The organism is Enterococcus sp. RIT-PI-f (assembly GCF_001297065.1).
Lineage (GTDB): Bacteria > Bacillota > Bacilli > Lactobacillales > Enterococcaceae > Enterococcus_D.
The window spans coordinates 1-23,101 of record NZ_LHOX01000016.1; the positions used below are offsets into that span (position 1 = coordinate 1).

Annotated in this window: 18 protein-coding genes; 16 read left to right on the forward strand and 2 right to left on the reverse strand. The window is 42.8% G+C overall.

Annotated features, from left to right (window positions below):
* Positions 1 to 297 precede the first annotated feature (297 nt).
* The 7 genes from allC to arcC are packed head-to-tail and all read left to right on the forward strand — an operon-like array spanning position 298 to position 8,286.
* The gene (gene allC / locus AEQ18_RS08900; RefSeq protein WP_054115990.1) at positions 298 to 1,527 is read left to right on the forward strand and encodes an allantoate deiminase; all 1,230 of its coding nucleotides are present in this window, start codon (positions 298 to 300) and stop codon (positions 1,525 to 1,527) included.
* 23 nt (positions 1,528 to 1,550) lie between these two features.
* On the forward strand, positions 1,551 to 2,336 hold the full coding sequence (gene allE, locus AEQ18_RS08905) for a (S)-ureidoglycine aminohydrolase (RefSeq protein ID WP_054115991.1): 786 nt from the start codon (positions 1,551 to 1,553) through the stop codon (positions 2,334 to 2,336).
* A gap of 16 nt (positions 2,337 to 2,352) precedes the next feature.
* Positions 2,353 to 3,429 (forward strand): ureidoglycolate dehydrogenase, encoded by a 1,077-nt coding sequence (gene allD, locus AEQ18_RS08910; protein ID WP_054115992.1) that lies wholly within the window; start codon positions 2,353 to 2,355, stop codon positions 3,427 to 3,429.
* 8 nt (positions 3,430 to 3,437) lie between these two features.
* Positions 3,438 to 5,195, forward strand: a complete 1,758-nt coding sequence (fdrA, locus tag AEQ18_RS08915; protein WP_054115993.1) for an acyl-CoA synthetase FdrA — start codon at positions 3,438 to 3,440, stop codon at positions 5,193 to 5,195.
* An 11-nt stretch (positions 5,196 to 5,206) separates the two neighbouring features.
* Positions 5,207 to 6,472 (forward strand): DUF1116 domain-containing protein, encoded by a 1,266-nt coding sequence (locus tag AEQ18_RS08920; RefSeq protein WP_054115994.1) that lies wholly within the window; start codon positions 5,207 to 5,209, stop codon positions 6,470 to 6,472.
* Between the two features lie 43 nt (positions 6,473 to 6,515).
* Positions 6,516 to 7,334, forward strand: coding sequence for a DUF2877 domain-containing protein (locus AEQ18_RS08925; RefSeq protein WP_054115995.1), 819 nt, complete (start codon positions 6,516 to 6,518; stop codon positions 7,332 to 7,334).
* Between the two features lie 16 nt (positions 7,335 to 7,350).
* Positions 7,351 to 8,286 carry a carbamate kinase gene (arcC, locus tag AEQ18_RS08930; RefSeq protein WP_054115996.1) on the forward strand — a complete coding sequence of 312 codons (936 nt, stop codon included), beginning with the start codon at positions 7,351 to 7,353 and terminating at the stop codon, positions 8,284 to 8,286.
* Between the two features lie 14 nt (positions 8,287 to 8,300).
* On the opposite strand, the gene AEQ18_RS08935 is transcribed toward arcC, so the two are convergent.
* Entirely contained in the window at positions 8,301 to 9,935 is a 1,635-nt protein-coding gene (locus AEQ18_RS08935; protein ID WP_054115997.1) for a PucR family transcriptional regulator, read from the reverse strand.
* 131 nt (positions 9,936 to 10,066) lie between these two features.
* Here AEQ18_RS08935 and AEQ18_RS08940 point away from each other — a divergent pair, with 131 nt between their 5' ends.
* From AEQ18_RS08940 to AEQ18_RS08960, 5 genes are all read left to right on the forward strand, one after another.
* A complete protein-coding gene (locus tag AEQ18_RS08940; protein ID WP_054115998.1) occupies positions 10,067 to 11,281 on the forward strand; it encodes a pyridoxal-phosphate-dependent aminotransferase family protein in 1,215 nt (404 codons plus the stop codon).
* Between the two features lie 149 nt (positions 11,282 to 11,430).
* Entirely contained in the window at positions 11,431 to 12,678 is a 1,248-nt protein-coding gene (locus AEQ18_RS08945) for an MFS transporter (protein WP_082348639.1), read from the forward strand.
* A gap of 18 nt (positions 12,679 to 12,696) precedes the next feature.
* Positions 12,697 to 13,944 carry a dicarboxylate/amino acid:cation symporter gene (locus tag AEQ18_RS08950; RefSeq protein ID WP_054116000.1) on the forward strand — a complete coding sequence of 416 codons (1,248 nt, stop codon included), beginning with the start codon at positions 12,697 to 12,699 and terminating at the stop codon, positions 13,942 to 13,944.
* 150 nt (positions 13,945 to 14,094) lie between these two features.
* Positions 14,095 to 15,456: a WD40/YVTN/BNR-like repeat-containing protein gene (locus AEQ18_RS08955; RefSeq protein WP_054116001.1), complete on the forward strand. Its 1,362-nt coding sequence runs from the start codon at positions 14,095 to 14,097 to the stop codon at positions 15,454 to 15,456.
* Positions 15,457 to 15,583: 127 nt separating this feature from the next.
* Entirely contained in the window at positions 15,584 to 16,024 is a 441-nt protein-coding gene (locus AEQ18_RS08960) for a single-stranded DNA-binding protein (RefSeq protein ID WP_054116002.1), read from the forward strand.
* 61 nt (positions 16,025 to 16,085) lie between these two features.
* Here the strand turns inward: AEQ18_RS08960 and AEQ18_RS08965 are convergent, their stop codons facing one another.
* Positions 16,086 to 16,505: a LysM peptidoglycan-binding domain-containing protein gene (locus AEQ18_RS08965; RefSeq protein WP_054116003.1), complete on the reverse strand. Its 420-nt coding sequence runs from the start codon at positions 16,503 to 16,505 to the stop codon at positions 16,086 to 16,088.
* Between the two features lie 250 nt (positions 16,506 to 16,755).
* On the opposite strand from AEQ18_RS08965, the gene AEQ18_RS08970 reads away from it, so the two are divergent.
* From AEQ18_RS08970 to AEQ18_RS08985, 4 genes are all read left to right on the forward strand, one after another.
* A complete protein-coding gene (locus AEQ18_RS08970) occupies positions 16,756 to 17,463 on the forward strand; it encodes a gamma-glutamyl-gamma-aminobutyrate hydrolase family protein (protein WP_054116004.1) in 708 nt (235 codons plus the stop codon).
* 17 nt (positions 17,464 to 17,480) lie between these two features.
* Positions 17,481 to 19,121, forward strand: a complete 1,641-nt coding sequence (locus tag AEQ18_RS08975) for a peptide ABC transporter substrate-binding protein (protein ID WP_054116005.1) — start codon at positions 17,481 to 17,483, stop codon at positions 19,119 to 19,121.
* A 425-nt stretch (positions 19,122 to 19,546) separates the two neighbouring features.
* Positions 19,547 to 21,301 (forward strand): ABC transporter ATP-binding protein, encoded by a 1,755-nt coding sequence (locus tag AEQ18_RS08980; protein WP_054116006.1) that lies wholly within the window; start codon positions 19,547 to 19,549, stop codon positions 21,299 to 21,301.
* Positions 21,285 to 23,033, forward strand: a complete 1,749-nt coding sequence (locus AEQ18_RS08985) for an ABC transporter ATP-binding protein (RefSeq protein ID WP_054116007.1) — start codon at positions 21,285 to 21,287, stop codon at positions 23,031 to 23,033. Before AEQ18_RS08980 ends, AEQ18_RS08985 begins: the two co-directional genes overlap by 17 nt.
* Positions 23,034 to 23,101 lie beyond the last annotated feature (68 nt).

Genomic DNA, 23,101 nt, shown 5'->3' on the forward strand with positions numbered 1-23,101 from the left:
TGAATGATTATTTGTATCTAATTCCATGTTATATCAGCTCATTTCTTATATAGACTGATTATAACATAAGAAAAAAATAAAAGGCAATATGCCCTAATTGTCGGTTTTCGAGCTACCAACGGTAACCATCATACCGAACGGCATTCATCACCCACCTATAGAGGATGGGCGACTTCTGCCTGTGTTGAGTTAAATATCAAAGTGAACAAAAAAGACAATACTTTTATCACTATTGAACAATGATACGTTTTGTTTGAGCGCTTACAATAGGCGTATCAATCAAAGGAGGGACATATAATGAATCTGAAAAGAGAAACAGCAGCACTCATCGATGACCTATCAAACATAGGGGCTGATCCCACAGGCGGGATGACACGCTTACTTTATACCGATTCATGGAAAGAGGCACAGTTATTCGTAGAGAAACAATTAAAAGACAACGGGTTAGACACGCGATTTGATGCAGTCGGCAATTTATTTGGGCGCTTGATTGGCAGCAAGTATCCAGAGGAAACGATTTTATCAGGATCGCATATTGATACCGTAGTCAATGGAGGTACATTAGACGGTCAGTACGGTGTAGCTGCTGCGGTATTGGCTATCAAATATCTGAAAGAAACATATGGACAACCATTGCGTACAATTGAAGTGATTTCTATGGCTGAAGAAGAAGGCAGTCGCTTTCCTACAGTGTTTTGGGGGAGCAAGAACTTAGTCGGTGAAGCCAAAGTAGAAGATGTTCAAGATATTACTGACTTTGAAGGTCGATCATTTGTAGCAGAAATGCAACGGCAAGGATTCGATTTTAAGGCACCTGCGGAAGCCGTACGTCAGGATATCAAAGCATTTGTTGAAATCCATATTGAGCAAGGCAGTGTCTTAGAAAAAGAGCAATTACAAATAGGCGTTGTCAATAATATTGCCGGGCAAAAGCGCTATACCTTTGTCTTGAAAGGTCAGGCCAACCATGCGGGAACGACACCAATGGGGTATCGGCATGATGCGGTCTATGGTTTTGCCGATATCTGCAAAACAGTCATTGAACGTGGTTTGGCTTTGGGTGATCCTTTGGTCGTGACCTTTGGAAAAGTTGAACCCAAACCTAATACAGTAAATGTCGTACCAGGGGAAGTGCTGTTCACGATGGATTGCCGTCATACCGATGGTGAGGTATTGGATGCTTTCACTGCAGATGCTGAAGCTTGGATCAAGGAAATTGCGGCTGACCACGGGCTAACTGTAGAAATGGATCTGTGGATGGATGAACGACCAGTACCAATGAACGAAGAGATCGTTGGTACACTGGAAAGAGCCGTGAAAGCATCAGGAAAGAGATACAAGGTTATGCATAGTGGTGCCGGACATGATTCGCAAATCATCGCACCACATTTTCCAACTGCTATGTTATTTGTACCTAGTATTGAAGGTATCAGTCATAATCCAGCAGAATCCACAGACCTTGCTGATTTGACTGCTGGTGTAGAAGTATTGGCAGACGCTTTATATGCGCTCGCTTATAAAGAATAAAATGTTAGAAAGCAGGAGATTTAATGGGATACAAAAACAATCATACTGGCTACTTAGAAGGACTTCTTCAATCAAGAGCCATAATTAAGAAAAATAACTATGCGATTTTACCTCATGATGGATTAGTGAACAATGTGATTCCTGGTTTCGAAGAATGTGAATGCTCTATTTTAGGCTCGCAGAAACTAGGGGCTAATTTTGTCGACTATTTGATTTCCTTTAAAAAAGAGGGGAAGAATACATTGGGTTTTGGCGGCCCTGGCGTAGAAACATTTTTATATGTGATCGATGGCCATTTATCGGTAAGCGATGGCAAAGAAAGTCATCATTTGCGAACCGGTGGCTATATCTATTTACCAGCTGGCGAGAAGATGTATATGGAAAATTTGCAAGATGATGCGACCGAGATTTTTCTATACAAGAAACGCTATCAACCAATTCTTGGACATGAAGCATATAAAGTTACTGGCCATGTCTCTGAATTAACACCCATCCATTACGAAGATATGGAAGATGTCTTGTTATGGGATTTTCTACCCAAAGACCTTGGCTTTGATATGAATATGCATATTTTATCTTTTGAACCAGGAGCCAGTCATGGGTATATCGAGACGCATTATCAAGAACATGGTGCTTACCTGCTTTCTGGTAAAGGGATGTATAACTTGGACAATCAATGGTTCCCAGTTGAAAAAGGGGACTATATTTTTATGAGTGCCTATGTCCAACAAGCAGCTTATGGTGTGGGGCGAGATGAACCTTTAGCATATATTTATTCGAAAGATTGCAATCGCGATCCGGAAATTTAAGAAGGAGTAGAACAGTATGGCAGAAACGGTTATCGTTCAGTCTCAAGAGCTTGAACAATTGATTCAAAAAAAACTATCAGCCGCCGGGCTCACAGCTGCTCAAGCACAAATCGTTGCAGAACATTTGGTCTTCGCTGATGCCAGCGGCATTCACTCCCATGGTGCAGTTCGGGTTGATTATTATGCGGAACGAATCGCTAAAGGCGGCATGAATACAGATTCGGACATCACATTTGAGGAAACCGGCCCAAGCAGCGGGATCGTCCACGGACAAAACGGCCCTGGGCAAGTAGTTGTATTAGAAGCTACGAATTATGCGATCAAACTGGCAAAGAAATCAGGAATCGCTGCCGTGGGTGTACGACAAACTAGTCATAGTGGAGCCTTGTCTTACTACGTGAAGAAAGCTGCCCAAGCAGATTTGATTGCTTTATCCATGTGTCAATCAGATCCGATGGTTGTACCATTTGGCGGTAAAGAAAATTACTTTGGCACCAATCCGATTGCCTTTGCTGCACCACGGAAAAATGGCGAACCCGTGGTATTTGATATGGCAACTACGGTCCAAGCATGGGGGAAAGTACTGGATGCCCGTTCCAAAAATCAGGAAATTCCGAATACATGGGCAGTCGATGCGGATGGGCAGCCAACGACAAATCCTCATCATGTGCATGGCTTGCTGCCAATCTCAGGGCCTAAAGGGTTTGGTTTGATGATGATGGTGGATATTTTGTCGGGCATGCTGTTGGGCCTTCCTTTCGGCAAACATGTATCGTCTATGTATCATGACTTGACGAAAGGCCGTGATTTAGGTCAATTTATTTTGTTGATTGATCCACAACGATTTACAGATATCGATGGGTTTAAAGCGTCGGTCGAAACAATGGTTGAAGAGTTGCATGCAACACCGCCAGCGGATGGCTTTCAGAAAGTCTATTATCCTGGAGAAATCAATCAATTACATTATGACAAGTATATGGCGGAAGGTATTCCTATCGAAAAAAATATCTATGCCTATCTGCAAAGCGATACGATTCATTTCAATCAATATTCTGGCGCAGATGCTTTCGCCCAATCAGGATCAGGAAAGTGAGGAACCCCATGCTACACACAGTGATTCAAAAAAACAATTATCAAGATTCAATCGTTCTGATGCTGTTGACCAATCAATTGTTAACACTTCAAGGGATCAAGAACGCATCAGTGATGATGGGTACACCTGCAAATAAAGATATTTTTAAAACGAGTGGATTGTGTACAGATGATATGGCAGCCGCCACTTCAAATGATATGGTGCTGGTTTTAGACATGCAAGATCAATCCGTCATTGAGACTGTTATGGTCGAAATCGAGCGTTTTTTAAATGATCAAAGCAAAACGGATGCAGACGAAGGACCGGAAAGTGTCAAAACCTGGGATAAAGCGTTGTCTATGGGGGCTGATGCCGATGTCGTTGTGCTCTCTGTCCCTGGAACGATGGCAGCCAATGAAATTGAAACCGCGCTTGCTGCGGACAAACATGTTTTTTGTTTTAGCGACAATGTATCGTTGGCAGATGAAGCAAGGTTAAAAAAAATGGCACATAAAAAAGGATTGCTTTTGATGGGGCCAGACTGTGGTACAGGGATTATAAATGGTATTCCTGTTGCCTTTACCAATGCGATCCGCAAAGGGAAAATCGGTGTTGTAGGTGCTTCTGGGACAGGGATCCAAGAGGTGACTACTCTTATCCACAAATTTGGGGAAGGGGTCACACAAGCGATTGGTACTGGTGGTCGAGATTTGAATGAAGCTGTAGGCGGTATCACCATGCAAGATAGTATTCTGGCCTTAGAAAACGATCCGGATACAGAAGTAATCGTGGTGATTTCGAAGCCGCCTGCACCGGCTGTGCGAGATCAAGTCTTGCATTTGCTGCGGAACAGTAGGAAGCCCGCGGTCACGATTTTCTTAGGTGAAGCGCCTACCGACCATGAAGAAAACCTCTATCGCGCCTATACATTAGAAGAAGCAGCACAAATAGCGGTTCAATTACTACGGCATGAAAATATTCAGTTGGCACAGTCAGATGAGCCTGAGTCAACCATCACTTTTTCAACGGAACAACAGCAGATCAAAGGCTTTTATTCTGGTGGGACATTGGCATATGAAGCAGCGATGTTGATTGAAGCTGGATTAAACCTTTCAGTACCAAATGATCACGAAGATGGCTTTATTTTAAATGCGGGTGGACATCAAATTATTGATTTAGGGGATGACATGTATACACAAGGAAAACCCCATCCAATGATTGATCCAACCAAGCGCAAAGAGTTATTGCGCAAAGCAGGATCAGATCCACAAACAGCAATCATCTTATTAGATATTGTTCTTGGCTATGGTTCTCATAAAGATATGGCTAGTGAATTGGCGCCAACGATCAAAGAGTTGAAAGCACAAGCAATGGATTCAAATCGTGCGTTGGTAGTCATTGCAACGATCGTAGGGACAGAACTAGACCCGCAAGATGCGTCTGCTCAGGCAGCGATTTTAGAAGAAGCAGGGGTGGTTTTATGTCAAAGCAATGCGCAAGCAGTCAAAAAAGCGTTGCAATTATTAGGTTATCCTTTGCCGCCAATCACTAGAAAAATAGTAACAAAACAGACTGACCACAAGACAGATCTGCCACAACCTTCAGCAAAAACGTTGGCATTATTGGCGAATGATGTCTTTATCAATGTTGGCCTACGTAGTTTTGGTGAAGCCATTCGCGCCCACAAAGGACACGTGATCCAATATGATTGGCAACCGATTGCTGGTGGAAATATCACATTGCAAAAAGCGTTGCGTTTTTTAAACCAAGTGTCATTAAAAGAGTAGGAGGAAAACTTTTGTACCAGACAATTGAAGAAGCAAATCAAGCTGTTATCGCAAAAATCATCGCCGGCTCGCCTTTTTTGGTTGATGTCGTTCCAGCAAAAAGTGTCATTCCCGAATTAGTCGAAGGGAAGGTATTATTGCATGCAGGCCCCCCTATTCGTTATGACCAAATGATCGATCCAATCCAAGGCGCCTGTGTGGGGGCTGGTTTATTTGAAGGTTGGGGAGAGACAGAAGCAGAGGTACGGCGTTTACTTGAATCTGGTGAAGTGACGTTGCTTCCTTGTCATCATGTACAAGCAGTTGGCCCAATGGGCGGCATAACGTCTGCACATATGCCAGTATTAGTGGTTGAAAATACCACAGATGGCAATCGGGCCTACTGTACGATGAATGAAGGAATTGGCGCTGTATTACGCTTCGGTGCGTATTCACAGGAAGTCATCGATCGGCTGCACTGGATGAAAAATACCTTAGCTCCAGTTTTAAGTGCAGCTTTAAAAACCAAAACAGACGGGATCAATGTCAATGTATTGGTGGCCAAGGCAATTGCCATGGGCGATGAATTCCATCAACGAAATATTGCCGCATCCTTGGCTTTTTTGAAAGAGCTTGCACCGACAATCGTATCGTTGAATGGTTTTGAAAGAGAAAAAGAAGAAGTCATCCAATTCCTTGCGGACACGGATCAGTTTTTCCTAAATATCATGATGGCTTCTGCAAAAGCAGTGCTGGATGGTGCACGCAAAATCCAAGCGGGTACAGTAGTGACAGCGATGTGCCGCAATGGCCATGAATTTGGCATTCGGATCGCTGGCATGGGCGATGAATGGTTTACTGGTCCAGTCAACACACCGAAAGGGCTCTATTTCTCCGGATTTAGTGAAGCAGATGCAGCGCCAGATATGGGAGATAGTGCGATTACCGAAACGTTTGGTGTTGGGGGAATGGCTATGATCGCGGCACCTGCAGTTACCCGTTTCGTTGGTTCAGGCGGCTTTCATGATGCTTTGAAAACCAGCAATGAGATGCAAGAGATTTGCATCGATACGAATCCCAATTTTCCTGTCCCAACGTGGGATTTCCAAGGCATCTGTTTAGGGATCGATGCGCGAAAAGTAGTTGAAACAGGGATCTTGCCAGTGATCAATACGGGAATTGCCAACAAGCAAGCAGGTCGTGGACAAATTGGTGCTGGAACAGTGACACCGCCAATCGATTGTTTTGAAAAGGCGATTCTAGCTTATGCGCATAAATTAGGCTTTTCCGAGGAGTAGCCAACGGAGTAGATAACAAAAGAAATATAGGGAGGCAAAATCGATGTTGCATGTGGAAAGGGCAGATGCGCAATTATTTACACAAACCTTTGTGAATGGCTTGCTTCATGTGCATAGTGTCTTCAAAAGAAGTATCAATTTGCAAGATTTTCGCAGCAAACAATTGATGATGCTGACCTTTCAACCAGCAGAAGTGCCTCATGGCATAGTAGTTTCCTACGAGGATTTCGTATCCCTCAAAAGCGAATTAAAGGTAGGGACCCAGATTATTTTGCAGCAGCGGATACTGTATTTTCCAAAAACGGCACTGTCCTTTCAACATGCCAACGCATTTGTGACGTCTTTGGCGGTCCCTAAGCAGGTATTGAACCTGCAATGTCTTTCGTTCGTCATCCAACAGATAGAAAACGTAACAGGATTTCAGGAACCATTGCACCAAGTCTTCACCAGTCGCAATCCTTTTTATCAAGCCGTTGATGATTTGCATAGCAGCTCTTTTTATCAGCAACGTCTAGCAATCGATTTTTTAATCGGCAGAGGGATAGGGTTGACACCAACGGGTGATGATATGCTGCTTGGCTATTTAGTGGCAAGCTGCTTGACCCAGCGTCAAAATTTGCGACTAGCGGCTTATTTGAAACGTAAACTGACCACCGTCAAGGATTTAACTACAGATGTGAGTCTGCATTATCTGTTGCAAGCAATCGATGGAAATTTTAGTCAAACGTATGCACAAATTGGTCGCTGTCGGGATCAGCAGACCACTGAAATTGTCTTGAAATCAATACTTTTAACAGGCCACACTTCTGGCGCCGATTTTTTGGCAGGGGTTATGCGAAGCCTGTTTCCAATCAAACAATGAAATGTGAGGGATAAAAATGGCAAAACGTGTAGTGATCGCCTTAGGGGGCAATGCAATCTTAAAACCAAATCAAGAGGCAACGGTAGAGACACAATTGGCAAACATTCAGTTAAGTGCGGAACAAATTGCCAAAATTGAACAATTGGATCATCAAATCGTGGTGACCCATGGAAATGGTCCGCAAGTAGGCAATATTTTGCGACAAAATGAGGAAGCCAAAGCGATCGTACCACCGTTTCCTTTAGATGTCTGCAATGCGGAGACCCAAGGGTTTATCGGGTATTTAATGGAGCAAAGTATCAAAAATAAAATTGAGCAACAGGCGTTGACCAGTAACGTCGTCACATTATTGACTCAAGTTGAAGTAAATCAAGAAGATCCGGCTTTTCAACAACCAACAAAGCCGATTGGTCTTTTTTATACCAAGGAAGAAGCAGATCAAATCGCCGAAGAAAAAGCCTGGGTCATGGTCGAAGATGCTGGACGGGGTTATCGTCGGGTCGTTCCATCTCCCCAACCACTGGCTATTCATGGTGTAGAAGCAATGGTTCATTTATTGAATCAAAATACCATTGTAATTGCTGGTGGCGGTGGCGGTATCCCTGTTGTGAAACAAGGAGAAGGGTTACGCGGAATCGAAGCCGTTATCGACAAAGACCGAACAGGGAAGAAGTTGGCAGAACAAGTGGACGCGGATGTCTTTATGATGCTGACAGATGTCAGCAATGTGTATATTCATTATGGCACGCCGCAACAGCAAAAATTGACTGGGCTTTCTGTGGAAGAAGCCCAATCGTATTTTGATGCAGGCCACTTTGCCGAAGGCAGTATGGGGCCAAAAATGGAAGCTGCGATTGCATTTGCTGAACAAGGGAAAACAGCAATCATTTGCTCCTTGGAAGAGGCAGACCAAGCATTGCTAGGCAAGGCAGGCACACGAATTTCCGGCTAATGTGTCAAATCAGATTACGCGTAGCCTTCCTCTGATAAGGCTAAAGCCAAACGTAAATCAAGGCTGACTGCCGGGTCATGTACGTTTTTTCCCAACAGCTTTTGACACTGCTCAATTCGGTATTTGATCGTATTGCGATGAACAAAAAGAGATTTAGCTGTTCGGGTGATCTCACATTGGAAATCCAAGTAATAAGAGAGGGTTTTTCTTAATTCAACCATGCTATCTTCATCAGGAAAAGCTAATTCTTTGAGTGTTGTCCGGCAAAAATAATGAATGTCCTCGGGCGTCATTTTTTCAAACAAACTCCGCATGCCTTTTTGATGGTAAAAGGAGACTGTCGATGTATCACGTTGTCCTTTGCGCTCTTCATAAGCTGTTTTGGCTTCGATAAATGAGCTGGCTATGTCATCAATGCTTTCATACACACTGCCCACACCAAAAGCGATGTTAAAAGGCAAGCAAGCAGCCAATTCATCCGCAGTTTCTATCAAGTAATCAGCTAAAGCATCACATTTATGCTGCGTTAAAATGACGAAGTGATTGGTGTCATTTAGTTGAAAGAGACAGACATCTTTGATGCGATAAGGCAAATGCTCGGTAAACCAAGTATAAGCCAATGCACTTTCTTCTTTCTGATATTTGATTTTCTCTTGTGTGACTTGGCTCGTTTGGCACACACCATAGATGACACGATAATGACGCGCTTTGACAAGCCCATGGGCTTTACCCAATTCCAGCCATTCTTTTGGCTGTTGTTTGGTAGATTGCTGGTATTCGATCATTCTTGTCCAAAAATCACTTTTGATATCTTCTAAAGACTCTTGGATTTTCTGATTTTTATACAGCATAAAAGACAAAACCAAGGCCGCTTGTTCTAGAGCGAATTCGGAGACCGGATATGGAATTGCTTCTGGGTTCAAGATGACCAAATAGTAAGGGAAATACGTTGAAGTTTCGATTGCATAATATGAAATTTGAGATGTTTTTTCATGCAAATCAGTAATGGGGATCGCGCCACTTTTTTCTCCAGTAAAGACACCATTGGTTTGCGTGAGTTGCTGGACGTAGTATTCAGCGGGTTTGGACATCCGCGTGAAATGCTTGGAATGCGCGATCACTTTCTTAAAAGGATTCAATAAAATAATGGGTGTGTTGACCATTTGTCCAAAATCAGCGATAAAACGAGCAATACTCACATCTTTCATTAAAGAAGCAGAAAATCTTTTTTGAATATCTAAAGCGTAACTCAATTGTTCAGTTTTGGTATGCCAAATCAAATTAAGTAGTTGATGCATCAACCGACCTAACGGCATTGTTGCTGGGACCTCAACGAGGGGGAACCCTTGCGCTGAAGCGTAGGCAACGACCCTAGGATCGATCTCATCTAAAAATCTGCCGATTTTGATTCCGAGTCCAGCCGCGTTTTTAGCTATGAGAGAATCAATCAAACGACAAAGCGCCTCTTGCTTGTGTTGATACACCATCGCAGTGGTTAAGATAAACGTTTCTTCAGGTATATAGTGTGCAATATCGGGGGTTTCAGTAATTTCAATACTTTCAACCAGGCGATTGGCTGTCAAAATTGGTGTCAACAGCTTTAGATCGGAAAAACGGGCGACATCGAGTAAATCAGCGAGTGTTTTCATAAAAAAGCTCCCTTATGTATTGAACAAATTGCACAAAAAGACATGCATTGTTAGAACTATTGTACAACATCTTTGGAAGCGTTGACAAGATGATTAAATGAATAGAATACGAAACGAGGCGAAGTATACGAATGAATGAATTAGTGATTCCACAAAGGACGATCATGACCCCAGGTCCAGTCGAAGCACATCCAGTCGTTTTGCAGGCTATGACTCGTCGCATATTGGGACAGTTTGATCCAGCTTTCTTAACGATCATGGATGAAGTCAAAGAAATGATCAAGCAGCCTTTTGGTACTGAAAACAAAGAAGCATTTGCCATTGATGGTACATCACGAGCAGGTTTAGAAGCTGCGCTGATTGCTTTGATTGAACCAGGAGATAGAGTACTCATCCCGGCTTATGGTCGTTTTGCCTATCTCCTTGGCGAAATCTGCGAGCGGGCACGCGCTGAGGTTCGTTATCTGGAAAAAGATTGGACGGCACCCTTTGAACCCGAAGCAGTGATTGCTGCAATCAAAGATTTTGAACCAAAGATCGTTGCTATGGTCCATGGAGAAACAGCCAATGGACAAATGCAGCCATTAGCTGATATTGGCAGCTATTGTCGTAGCAACGATCTTTTCTTTGTGGTGGATATGGTGGCAACATACGGGGGTGTCCAGCTAGCAGTCGATGACTGGTGTGTCGATATCGCGATTGCCGGTACGCAAAAATGTCTGAGTGTACCTTCGGGACTCGCGTTGGTGACGTACAATCATCGGGTGCAAGAGGTTCTTGATGCCCGGTACCAAAAAGAATTGGGGCTAAGCAAAACAGACCGCAACAACCGGCATATTGCGAGTAATTATTTAGATTTGAGTCAGTTGCAGCGTTATTGGAATGCCGAAAGGATCAATCATCACACCGAGGCAACGACAATGATTTATGCATTGCATGAAGGATTAAGAGTGTTGTTGCAAGAAGGGTTAACACATGTGTATCAGCGCCATGCAATCAACGAAGCAGCATTATTAGCCGGACTCAAAGCCATGGGATTGTCTATTTATGGTGCGCCAGAAACGAAGATGTCGACAGTGACACCAGTATGTATTCCTGAGGGGATTGATGGGGAGCTGATAAGAGAAGAAATGCTGGTATCTTTTGGTGTCGAAATCGCGAGTTCATTCGGTGATCTAAAAGGAAAAATTTGGCGTATTGGCAATATGGGGTATAGTAGCCGCAAAGAAAATATTCTTCACGTACTGTCGGCACTTGAGGGCGCAATGCTCTATCATCGTGCACCCATTCATGCAGGTCGAGCAGTACCGGCGGCATTGGCATTTTATCAAGGAGCAAAGAAATAAATTGGCACTTCTGCACAAGAATAATTTGTCCTTTGTGAAAAATGACAAATGAATGATTCGAGATAAAAATGTAAAATAACAGTATATTGAAGCGCTTACCAATTGTTTAGTGCACAAACTTATTAGCGTAAATGTTGGAGGGAAAAAAAATGGAAATCAATAAAGAACGAAGTGGTTTTGCTTACTGGAAACAAATCATCATTCTTTTATGTTCAGGTTGGGTCACGATTTGGATTTACCGTTCAGCGTTATCACCAATCTATCCGCAAATCAATGAATCGTTAGGTGGAAATATTTCAGACACAGCACTAGGATCGATTGCTAGTTTTTATTTCTTAGGGTATGTGATCATGCAAATCCCTGCTGGATTTTTGGTAGATAAAATCGGAAAGAAGAAAGTCTTGATACCAGGATTTGTTGTATTTGCTCTTGCGGCTTTTTTGATTTCACAAGCTGCATCGATCACGATGATTTACACAGGTAGTTTTTTAGCAGGGATTGGTTGTGGTTCCTTCTACGGTTCTGCATACTCGTTGACATCACAAAATATTCCTAAAGATAAGAAAAGTTTTTCAACTGCGATCGTGAATAGCGGGTCGGCAGTTGGTTCAGGATTTGGGATGATTTTATCTAGTTTTTTAGTCATTCAGATGGAATTGCCATGGCAAACGATGATGTATCTATCTACCTTCTTGATCCTTTGTATGACAGTGGCTTTTGGTCTTGTGATTCGCAGCAACAAAGATGATGTTGCTTTTCAGCCCAGAGAAGAAAGTGTTGCAGATACACATGACAAACCAAAAGAAAAAGTTTCCTTGTCGACATTATTTTCGTTAAAAATGCTGTTTACGTATGTTTTATATTTTGCCACCTGCTATGCCTATTATATGACTGTGACTTGGTTGCCGAATTTTTTGGGTACAGAGCGTGGTTTCCAAGGGGTGGCAATCGGATTTTCTTCCTCTTTGGTTGCCTTTGCCTCGATTCCAGGTGCGCTATTATTCAGTCGCTTAGCTGACAAATATATGCATAAAAAAGTCACATTCATTGTTATCTTAGAAATTTTAGCAGCCTTGATGTTGTTGGTCACGGTTCAAGCTACAAACGCAACGTTCTTGATGATTGCACTGATTTTGTATGGATTTTTAGGAAAGTTGGCTGTGGAACCAATCATTATCTCCTGGTTGGGTGAGAATGCTCCCCAAGTTGGCGTAGGGACAACATTGGGTGTTTTCAACTTTTTCGGGATGATGTCTTCAGTGATCGCCCCAGCGTTGACGGGGTCAATTTCAGATGCAACCGGATCGAAAGTTATGGGTTTTTATATCGCGATTATCCTATTGGCGGCTGGCGCATGCCTATTCCTGATCATTAATTCGAAACAAAAGGCACAATAGAAAAGTGGGGCGCTGTAAATGAAAAGAGCCATCAAATTCAGTTTGACCAGCCAAATCATGATCGCCACAGTGTTAGGCATCATCATTGGGATTATTTTCCAAGATGCGGTCAGCGATTTGGCCATTATTGGTGAATTATTCTTACGCTTGATTCAGATGTCTGTGGTCATTCTGATCATGGGTGCAGTGATTGAAGCTGTTGGTGGGTTAGCAGCCAAAGAATTAGGCAAGATTGGTGTGAAAGTCTTCTTCTGGTTTGTCGGTTCTACTATTTTTGCAGCAGTCACAGGAATCATCTTTGGGCTCCTATTGCAGCCAGGTGCGAGCATTATGCATAGTGATGCGCCAAAAGAAACACTGGCTCTTGGCAGTACAAATGTAAAAGATGTTCTGCTGAATTTCATTCCTTCGAATATTATCGAGGCTATGTCTGACGGGAATATGATACAAGTTATTGTCTTCTCATTATTGTTTGGTCTCGCGCTAAGTTTGATCAAAGAGGAAAAGAACAATCAAATAGTTCTTGACTGGATCATTGCTTTTAACAATGTCATCTTAAAGATGGTGACATTGATCATGAAAGTGGCACCAATCGGGATTTTTTGTTTGATAGCTTCGGTTGTTGGTGCGTCTGGTTATCATATTCTAAGCACATTGGTCCGCTTCCTCTTGACACTGGGAAGTGCATCATTACTATTCATGGCTGCTTGGTTTATGGTTACTGCATGCTATTGCAAAGTCAATATTTGGCGTTTGATCAAAAATATGCGCCGTATGTCAGTGGTTTCTTTTACAACTACGTCATCAGCCGTTTCTTTACCAATTCTCATTGAAGACAGTCGAGAGAAATTAGGAATCAGTGATCGAGTCGCTAAATTGGTCCTTCCATTAGGCATGACACTGAACAGCAATGGCTTATCGATGTTCTTATCCTTATCTGTTATAACGTTCACACAATATTATTCAATTGATTTAGGGATCGGTGATTTGATTCAAATCGTTCTCTTATCTACTTTGGCTTGCATGGGCACGATAGTTGTACCTGGTGGTGGCTTGGTGACATTGGCAACTGTGATGCCGATGCTAGGTCTACCAACTGAAAGTATTGCTTTATTGGCAGGGATCGATTGGTTTTCAGGAATGTTTCGGACATTACTGAACGTTGATCCAGATGTGACCGTCGCGATGATCATCGCCCATGATGAAAAAGAATTAGACTATGATATTTTCAATGGCAAAAAGACCTATATTGAGAACAACGAATAAACGAATCATCTTTGCCACATAAAGGGCTACCGTAAAGGGGCCATTTTTTTGTCTTTCTTTGCCCGTTTTCTTAATCTATCTTAAGATGTATTGTGAGAAAGGATGCATTGATTTATACTATTTTTATTGAAAATAAAAGGTGGATATTTCATGAAAGAAAGAAAAACAGCGTTCATTCACATTGCATTAGGCATTGGTTTGACGTTGATCGTGATCGGACTTGTAGTGTGGTTTGGACTTGGGTTTTCGCTAGGCCGTTTTGTCAGCTCACGGACAGAAGCAACAGCAACTACGCAAACGACAGAAACGGCGCAAGCAAAGATCAAAGAACAGAATGTAGATTATTTTAATCAATTTTTACCCTTTGAGAGTGACTATAGTTATGATCCGAGTACCCAAGGATTCAATTTGTTCTATGATTTGATGCGTTTTTTTGCTTCAGAAAAAGTAGACGACGATGTGCGGATCGAGTCATATAGTGTCAGTGGTGCAGCGTATGAAGATGGTGTCTTGACTGTCAAATTTACGGTATGGCCGACAACGATCAATCGTGATCAAATGGTGGCGTATTGGGGCAAAGTTTCGGATGATGGGTCTGTTCGTGACATTTGCTGGCAAGTCACGGTCGACACAACGAGCCAAGGTGATACAGCAATTACGAATGTTGCCACAGGCGATGCCAGTGTCATTACAGAAGACAACAACCAAATGACGACTGATTCAGACAGTAACCAGACAATTGCTTATAAAACCGAGGTAGGGAATGATCAACTTAAATTGACGTACGACGGCTGGAAGAGTCAAGTCATCCTTCCTTATGCTTTATCGGATTTTTTTGGTGGTGAATATAGTGGAGATAAACAGTCGCTGATCGACCAAAGTTATGTGTTGACGCCAGATCAAACGGGTTTCATCCGTACGGCCGATGCCAGTGATACCAACGCCAAGCAAACCGTTTATTATACTTACACAGAAGATCAAGGCAGTACTTGGAAGGATGTTATCTTAGAGAAAGAAACGGCTGCGATCCGTTATCGGAAAGTTGCTTTTGGCGATGATGGGTTTGGCTATATCTTTTTGTCTGGCGGCAGGGTCATGGGGCAAGAAGGGTATCTGTCTTATACGACGGCTGATGGTGGTAAAACATGGACCTCTCACCAAGTGGTCAAAGGTGTCAGCAGTCTGTTGACCGATGCATGTTATATCAATGAAAAACTAGGATTTATGAGTTTGGGGGGCACCACACCATCTGAACCCAATTTGTATGTAACGACAGATGGGGGAAATACTTGGCTGCAGTCTTCATTTGATATGTCAGATGAGCTGAAGAAGGTCTTTATCGTTGCGGAAGCACCCTATGAAGAAGACGGTGTATTGAAAGTGAAAGTCAACCAAGGGGCGACAGGCGATTACAAAGGCGGAAACGTAAAAGGCGTATTCACCTCCAAGGATCAAGGGCTGACCTGGACATTTGATCATGAAGAAACTGCGGATACAACCGAGGCAGGATGAAATCTTAAGTTTCAATTAATAAGACAAACAATGGGCTGAGATTTGTCTTTGGCGATTGCATCTATTTAGGAATATGATAGACTAGAGCTAATTATCCAAATGCAATATATCAAACAAGAGTGAGGGAATGAACGTGGCAGCAAATCAAGTGATCTTGGTGGGGAAAATCGCTGAAATGACATCAGTGACCAGTCAGGACGCAACCGGCATTCGTTTTATATTAATGGTCAAAACAAATTGGCAATCAGCCGAGGAAGCAGAATCTTTTGAATGTGTGATTTTCGGTAAGCAAGCAGAAACATTCAAGCAATACACACAAATTCATGCAACCGTCAAAGTGACGGGACATTTGCATAGTTGCCCCCATCAGACAGAAGATGGCCAACGGTTTTGCGGTGCAGAAGTCATTGTCGATAGTTTCCAATTGTTGGAACGACCTGAGCCTGTGTTGGCCAAAGTCCAAGAAGACAGCACAAAAGGGAATGCAACAGATAAAAAACAAAATAAAGAACAAGATCCTTTCAAAAATCAAGTGTTAGAATTTTTGAAAGACAATCGATTCTTATAATCAAAAACACGTGCCTGTTTGCTACAAACATAGGTACGTGTTTTTGATATGATAGAAAGCTTCATTGCCGCTGTTCAAATCGATTGACTGCACTTGACTTGATCCCAGAGGACGCTGTTTCTTTTGAAAAGTGAGCTGCTGGGTCGCCATGCGCGCTCGAATCAAAGGTATTAGGATCTTTCAAAAAGAGCGTATCTTGCGGATAGATCAAGTCTGGATGCGCAATTTGGTTCCAAGCGATGATATGATCCAATGGCAATTCTGCAGCTCGACAAATCATCTCTAATGTATCTCCCCACTGAATGGTATAAGTGTCGCTTGGCAACTGTTCTTGAATGGCATGTATCGTGCGAGGCTGCCAATTTTTTATGTTCAAATCCCCAACGACTGCCGCTTGAGCATTCAAGGAATACCCCAAAGCATAACTGAGACAAATACAAATGAATAAATAAAGCTTCAGTGGCTTTTTTGAACTTCTCATACAGTTCTCCTTTTTATCTATAAATGAAATTATATTTATATATTATGACTATTATATCTGTTGTTTCGTACTGCGTAAACAGTTTGTTTCTATGACTTACAGGCAAAATCACAGCACTGTCATTGCTTTGTGATTGTAATTAATTATCACGAATGTCAAAAATTTATTTCACAAAATCACTTAAATAAGCTAAACTAGATGCAATACTTATTTGTAAGGACTATATTATTAGGTAAAGGTGGTGTCAGCTATGGGTCAATCAATTATAGGCATTGCGGCCAACGAAGTGTTAGATGCGGGGGAAACATTGCATCATTTGCCTATCAGTTATACACCGTTGGGATATGTGCGCGCCATTCAGCATGCTGGCGGATTGCCGATGATTTTACCGATTGGGGACAAAGCTGCCGCAAAAGAGTATATCGCGCAAATCGACAAATTGGTATTGGCTGGTGGTCAAGATGTGTCGCCTAAATTTTATGGCCAAGAAAAGACCATCAATTTGTCTAGTTACCTCCAACGGGATGAGTTTGAATTGGCATTGATCGATCAAGCACTTCTGCAGCAAAAACCGATTTTTGCGGTCTGTCGGGGCATGCAATTGATCAATGTGGCATTAGGTGGCACATTGCTGCAAGATATCAGTAACCACAGCGATATTGTGCATATGCAAGCACCCGTGCCCAAGGAAGTACCTACGCATCTGATTGAAACGTTATCAGAGAGTCGTTTGTCTGGGATTTATGGACAAAAGACCCATGTCAATTCGTTTCATCATCAAGCGGTGGATCGCTTGGCAAAAGGCTTGCATCAAACGGCGTGGAGTCCCGATGGCATCATTGAAGGGCTTGAAGCAGCAGACCAGCGTTTACTGGCTGTTCAATGGCATCCGGATTTTGCCTATGACGCACTTTCACAGGAAATGGCTGCCTTTCGTTATGTAGTGAATGATTTATAAAGGGGATGGGGATCAAGATGAAAAAAAGAATGTTTGGGATTGCTTTCGTTGCTTTATTGGTATTGAGTGCATGCGGAGGAAATACTGATACAAATACCGCAACAAGTGATTCGGCTGCAAGTGCCGATCAAGTGATCCAAGTGTCGACGGCGGGGGAATTGTCCACCTTAGATAGTGGACAATACACGGATGTCAATAGTTCGGATATGATTGGTCAAGTAACTGAAGGACTTTATCGATTGGATGCAAATGGTGATCCTGAGTTGGCGATTGCCGCTTCAGAACCAGAAGTTTCCGATGACGGCTTGATTTATACCTTTACATTGAGAGATGCAAAGTGGAGTAACGGAGATACAGTAAAAGCCAGTGATTTTGTTTATGCTTTTCAATATGTGGCTGATCCAGCCAATGGATCTAGCAGCAGCAATCAGATGGATGTGTTGAAAAATGGCAGCAAAGTGAGACAAGGGGAAGCAGATGTAACAGATTTAGGGGCAAAAGCCCTGGATGATCAAACCTTGGAACTCACCCTTGAAAGTCCGATCACCTACTTGAATCAGGTGTTAGTTGGTACGCCTTTCATGCCAAAAAATCAAGCATTTGCCGAAGAAAAAGGCAAAGACTACGGATTGTCTGCAGATAATTTTGTTGGAAACGGCCCATTTCTGATTTCCGGTTGGGACGGAACCAATGAATCTTGGACGTTGACCAAAAACCCAGATTATTGGGATGCAGACAATGTTCAGCTGACAGAGATCGATGTGCAAGTTGTCAAAGAAACTGCGACGGGCGTCAGTTTGTTTGAAACAGGTGAATTAGACTACACCACGCTGACAGATACCTATGCACAGCAATACCAAGGTTCAGACAATGCCAATTATGTACCCAAAGCATTGGTTGGTTATTTGAGTGCCAATCAAAAAAGAGCAGTGACGGGAAATGTCAAAGTGCGGCAAGCGATTTTGCAAGCCATCGATAAAGAGGCATTTGCTGAGAACATACTAGGTGATGGATCAACAGCATTGAATGGTTTTGTCCCTAGTAATTTTGCGAAAGACCCCGATACGGGGGAAGACTTCCGTGAAGAAAATGGCGACTTGCTCCCTTATAATCTAGAGGCAGCACAAGCACTATGGGAAGAAGCCAAAGAGGAAATAGGCCAAGATGAAATCACTTTAGAATTGCTGTCGGCTGATACTGCAGCTGCAAAGAAAACGATCGAATTTGTCCAAGGTCAATTGGAAACGAATTTGCCTGGCCTAACAATTGATGCGAAATCAGTTCCATTGCAAAATCGTCTTGATCTGCAATCAAAAGGCGAATTTGATTTGGTCTTTGGTACGTGGACACCAGATTATGCAGACCCAATCAATTTCCTGGAATTCTATGATTCTACTGGCGGACTCAATACATCAGGCTATGCCAATGAAAGTTATGATCAGGGTCTTGCCGATGCGCGGACGACCTTAGCCAATGACCCAAGTGCCCGCTGGACGAAATTGAAAGAATTAGAGAAACAATTGGTTGCTGAAGATACTGCTGTTTTGCCACTTTACCAAGGAGCAGTGGCCTATCTAAAATCTGATCGGTTGCAGAATGTGCAAGTCTTTCCTTTTGGAAGAACAGTTTCTTATCGATTGGCTTCAGTTTCTGAATAAAAATGTTACCAAGAAAATCATCCTGACCATGCTATCTGTCACACAGATGAAATGGTTGGGATTTTTTTGTCTAAACGTTGTGATCAAAGCTTTTATCACCACTTATATTTTTGTCAAAAACATACGTTAAAAATCAATGATGTCGAATATGCAAAATTCAAAAAGTCAATCTTTTAAAAAAAAAATTAATGAAAATGGTTGCAATCTGAGAAACTTATCTGTAAAGTGTAATTATCAAATAAAAACGAAGGAGGGATTACGATGCAAAATGTTCATTACACACAAGCCAACAAATTGAATAAAGTAAATCCCTTACTCGGTAACCATTAGTGTACAGATAATGTCTTTTTGACGTTTTAGCTCTGTCCTTTTTCCGAAGGGACAGAGCTTTTTTGTGTACTTTTTTAGATTGAGAGGGATAAAACATGAAGTATGTATTAAAACAATTGACAACGTATTTTAAAGAACACAAAGTGCGTTATGCAGTGGTCTTTGGGTTCATGATCATTGCCAGTGCTATGTATGTGGCGCCGATTTATATCTTGCGGCTATTCATCGATGCGCTTTTGCAAGATGATTTTTCGCAAGCTGTGTTGATTCGCTACAGCAGTTTGTTTGCTGGTGCGATTTTGCTAGGGTATCTAGCAGAATTTGTCTGGACCTTCAACTTGTTCATTGGTTCTTATGACTTACAGCGGAAGTTGCGCCAACAATTGATGGGGCATTTCTTAAAGATGGGGGCGCCGTTTTATCAACGATTCCGAACGGGGGATTTGATGACTCGTTCCAGTGATGATGTGCAAGTGATGGGAATGACTGTGGGTTACGGATTGATGGTCTTCTTGAATACGAGTTTGTATTTGAGTTTCATCGTTGCAATGATGGCAGTGACGGTTTCTTGGCAGCTGACATTGATTGCATTGATTCCAATGCCGCTATTGGCGTACTACATTTTCAAGTGGGGATCGCAAGTGGACAAAGCGTTTACGGAAGCACAGAATTCCGTGTCCGAAATGAATAGCGAAGTCTTGGAAATGATTGATGGCATTCGTGTGGTTCGGGCTTACGGATTAGAAGAAGAAACAACGAAGCAGTTTGAAGATAAGACAACAGAGACCCGGGCCAAAAACGATATCGTCTCTGAGATCGATTCACGGTTTGGTCCGTTGATCACGATTATTTTATCCATCAGTTTTGTCTTAAGCTTTGGGATTGGGGCACAATTGGTGGCCAATCAGCAAATCACGATCGGGGCAATGGTTTCATTCCAGGTCTATCTGACGATGGTCGTTTGGCCAATGATCTCAGCAGGCGACTTGGTTAATGTGATGCAGCAAGGCGCAGCATCTTGGCGCCGGATCAATGAGGTTTTGCAGACTGACGATCAGCTTGAACCAGATGGGTCAACTGGCTTAGCTGCTATCGAAACGATCTCATTGAATGATTATCATTTCAAGTATCCAGAAACCGAGCGGGAAGTGTTGGCAGGCTTGGATCTCACGATTCAAAAAGGAGAAGTCTTGGGGGTCGTGGGCAAAACAGGAAGCGGCAAAACCTCATTACTGCGCCAGTTTGGACATCGCTATCCTTACTCCGCTCAAATGCCCCAGATCAATGGTAAAGCGTTGACACAGTATACGACTGAGACGTTGCGCAGTCAGTTTGCAGAAGTGCCGCAGGAACATACATTGTTCTCGCGCACAATTAAAGAGAATCTGCTGTTTGGTCAACCGGATGCCAGTGAGGATGCACTCTGGGCGGCACTAGATGCGGCTTGTTTCACAGAGGATATCAAACGTATGCCGGAAGGATTAGAAACGATCGTCGGAGAAAAAGGGGTTTCTTTATCTGGCGGTCAAAAACAACGCTTGTCTTTAGCGCGTGCATTTTTACGGCAGAGTGAAGTCTTGTTGTTGGATGATGCTTTATCAGCGGTCGATGCCAAGACAGAGCAAGCGATCATTACAAACTTGAAAAGCATGCAGCATGCACCAACATCGATCATCGTGACCCATCGGTTATCGGCGATTACAGAAGCAGATCAAATCATCGTGTTAGATGATGGGGAAATCAGTCAAAGAGGTACCCATCAGTCATTGATCCAGACACCAGGCTGGTATCAAAATCAGTATTACCATCAACAGTTAAAGGAGGACGATACAGATGTTCTCAACGATTAAGCGCCTGCTTTCCTATTTGCGCTATTATAAAAAACAATTTATGGTTGGTGCCAGCTTATTGCTGCTGGCCGCCGCATTAGAATTAACCTCACCTATGATCGCCAAGCAATTGATTGATCAGGTGATGACACCCGCTTCAGAAACAGCGACCTTAAAAACCATGCTTTTGATCCAGTTGCTTGCCGGGTACTTGCTGGTCAACTTGATTGGTTCATTGTTCCGGTATGTCAGTTTGCTGCAACTAAGAAAAATGTCTAATAGCATCGTCAAAAAGATGCGGGATCAGCTTTTCCAGCATATGCATCAATTGCCTGTGTCTTATTTTGACCAGATCCCGGCAGGAAAAGTCGTGGCCAGGATCACCAACGATACAGAAGTGCTGCGTTCAAATTTTTATGTTGTGGTGATCAGCAATTTGCTGAGCAATATCATGCAGATCGTGGGGGCATTTATTGCGTTGACACTCCTTAACCCCACATTAGGTACAGCGATGCTGGTCTTGATTCCGATTTTAGGGATTTGGCAGCATTTCTATACAAAATACGCCTCTCGATATAATTTGGCGATGCGAGAATATATCTCACAAATCAGTGGGCAACTGAATGAATTTGTTCAGGGAATGGCAATCATTCAAGCTTTTCAACGAGAAAAACAATTGCAAAAAGAGTTTGATGAAACAGTCGATAAGTGGTTTCAAACGGGACGCAAGTATCTGTTGCTTGATTCAAGTATCGCATGGGGGTTGGGGAATCTATTACGGAATTCAACGATCCTGATTTTGATCACGACCTTGGCCTCTTTCTTTCTGGATGATCGTTTGGCTATTTCTGCGGGCTTGCTGTATGCCTTTATTGATTATATCAACCGCCTTTACGATCCAATTGAAGGGCTTGTCCAGACAATCACCAATGTGCAGCAGTCTTTAGCAGCTGGACAGCGGGTCTTTGAATTTGCGGATCAACCTGTGGAAGCACAGCAAACAGCGCCCATGACCATCAAGGAAGGCACCGTTGCCTTTGAAGGTGTCACCTTTGGCTACGATCCAAATCAAGTGATTTTGCATGATATCAATTTCCATGCCCAAGCGGGTGAAACAGTAGCACTTGTTGGCCATACCGGAAGCGGAAAATCGAGTATCTTGAATCTGCTCTTCCGTTTTTATGATCCGCAACAAGGCCGTATTTATGTCGATGGGCAAGTGATCGCAGATCATGACCGTCATAGCTTACGCCAATCAATGGCCATTGTCATGCAAGATCCATACTTGTTTACTGGAACGATCGCCAGCAATATTGGGATGAATAACCCTGCAATCAGTGAAGAGATGATCATTGATGCGTTGAAACAAGTAGGTGCTGACTATCTATTGGACCGCTATCCTGAAGGCATTCATCATCCAGTTGTGGAAAAAGGCAATGCGTTTTCCAGCGGGGAGCGTCAGCTGATCAGTTTTGCGCGGGCACTGGTATTTGATCCGAAAATTTTGATTTTAGATGAAGCAACGAGTCATGTGGATACCGAAACGGAGTCGATCATTCAAAAAGCAATGACCGTCTTGCAAAAGGGGCGTACCACCTTTATGATTGCCCACCGCTTGTCTACGATCAAAGAAGCCAATCAGATTTTGGTTCTCGATCAAGGGAAAATCGTGGAACGGGGTACCCATAGCAGCCTTGTCCAAATGACAGGCATTTATCAGCAAATGTATCAAATGCAGGCTGAACAATTATAAGCGACAAAAAACTTGCGTGTCCGCTATCAATGGACACGCAAGTTTTTTCAATATAATGCGAAGGGTTG

Bases quoted from the DNA above. Each gene is read 5' to 3' on its own strand.
- allC (WP_054115990.1), top strand. From the start codon at position 298: ATGAATCTGAAAAGAGAAACAGCAGCACTCATCGATGACCTATCAAAC.
- allE (WP_054115991.1), top strand. From the start codon at position 1,551: ATGGGATACAAAAACAATCATACTGGCTACTTAGAAGGACTTCTTCAA.
- allD (WP_054115992.1), top strand. From the start codon at position 2,353: ATGGCAGAAACGGTTATCGTTCAGTCTCAAGAGCTTGAACAATTGATT.
- fdrA (WP_054115993.1), top strand. From the start codon at position 3,438: ATGCTACACACAGTGATTCAAAAAAACAATTATCAAGATTCAATCGTT.
- AEQ18_RS08925 (WP_054115995.1), top strand. From the start codon at position 6,516: ATGTTGCATGTGGAAAGGGCAGATGCGCAATTATTTACACAAACCTTT.
- arcC (WP_054115996.1), top strand. From the start codon at position 7,351: ATGGCAAAACGTGTAGTGATCGCCTTAGGGGGCAATGCAATCTTAAAA.
- AEQ18_RS08935 (WP_054115997.1), bottom strand. From the start codon at position 9,935: ATGAAAACACTCGCTGATTTACTCGATGTCGCCCGTTTTTCCGATCTA.
- AEQ18_RS08940 (WP_054115998.1), top strand. From the start codon at position 10,067: ATGAATGAATTAGTGATTCCACAAAGGACGATCATGACCCCAGGTCCA.
- AEQ18_RS08945 (WP_082348639.1), top strand. From the start codon at position 11,431: ATGGAAATCAATAAAGAACGAAGTGGTTTTGCTTACTGGAAACAAATC.
- AEQ18_RS08950 (WP_054116000.1), top strand. From the start codon at position 12,697: ATGAAAAGAGCCATCAAATTCAGTTTGACCAGCCAAATCATGATCGCC.
- AEQ18_RS08955 (WP_054116001.1), top strand. From the start codon at position 14,095: ATGAAAGAAAGAAAAACAGCGTTCATTCACATTGCATTAGGCATTGGT.
- AEQ18_RS08960 (WP_054116002.1), top strand. From the start codon at position 15,584: ATGAACGTGGCAGCAAATCAAGTGATCTTGGTGGGGAAAATCGCTGAA.
- AEQ18_RS08965 (WP_054116003.1), bottom strand. From the start codon at position 16,505: ATGAGAAGTTCAAAAAAGCCACTGAAGCTTTATTTATTCATTTGTATT.
- AEQ18_RS08970 (WP_054116004.1), top strand. From the start codon at position 16,756: ATGGGTCAATCAATTATAGGCATTGCGGCCAACGAAGTGTTAGATGCG.
- AEQ18_RS08975 (WP_054116005.1), top strand. From the start codon at position 17,481: ATGAAAAAAAGAATGTTTGGGATTGCTTTCGTTGCTTTATTGGTATTG.
- AEQ18_RS08980 (WP_054116006.1), top strand. From the start codon at position 19,547: ATGAAGTATGTATTAAAACAATTGACAACGTATTTTAAAGAACACAAA.
- AEQ18_RS08985 (WP_054116007.1), top strand. From the start codon at position 21,285: ATGTTCTCAACGATTAAGCGCCTGCTTTCCTATTTGCGCTATTATAAA.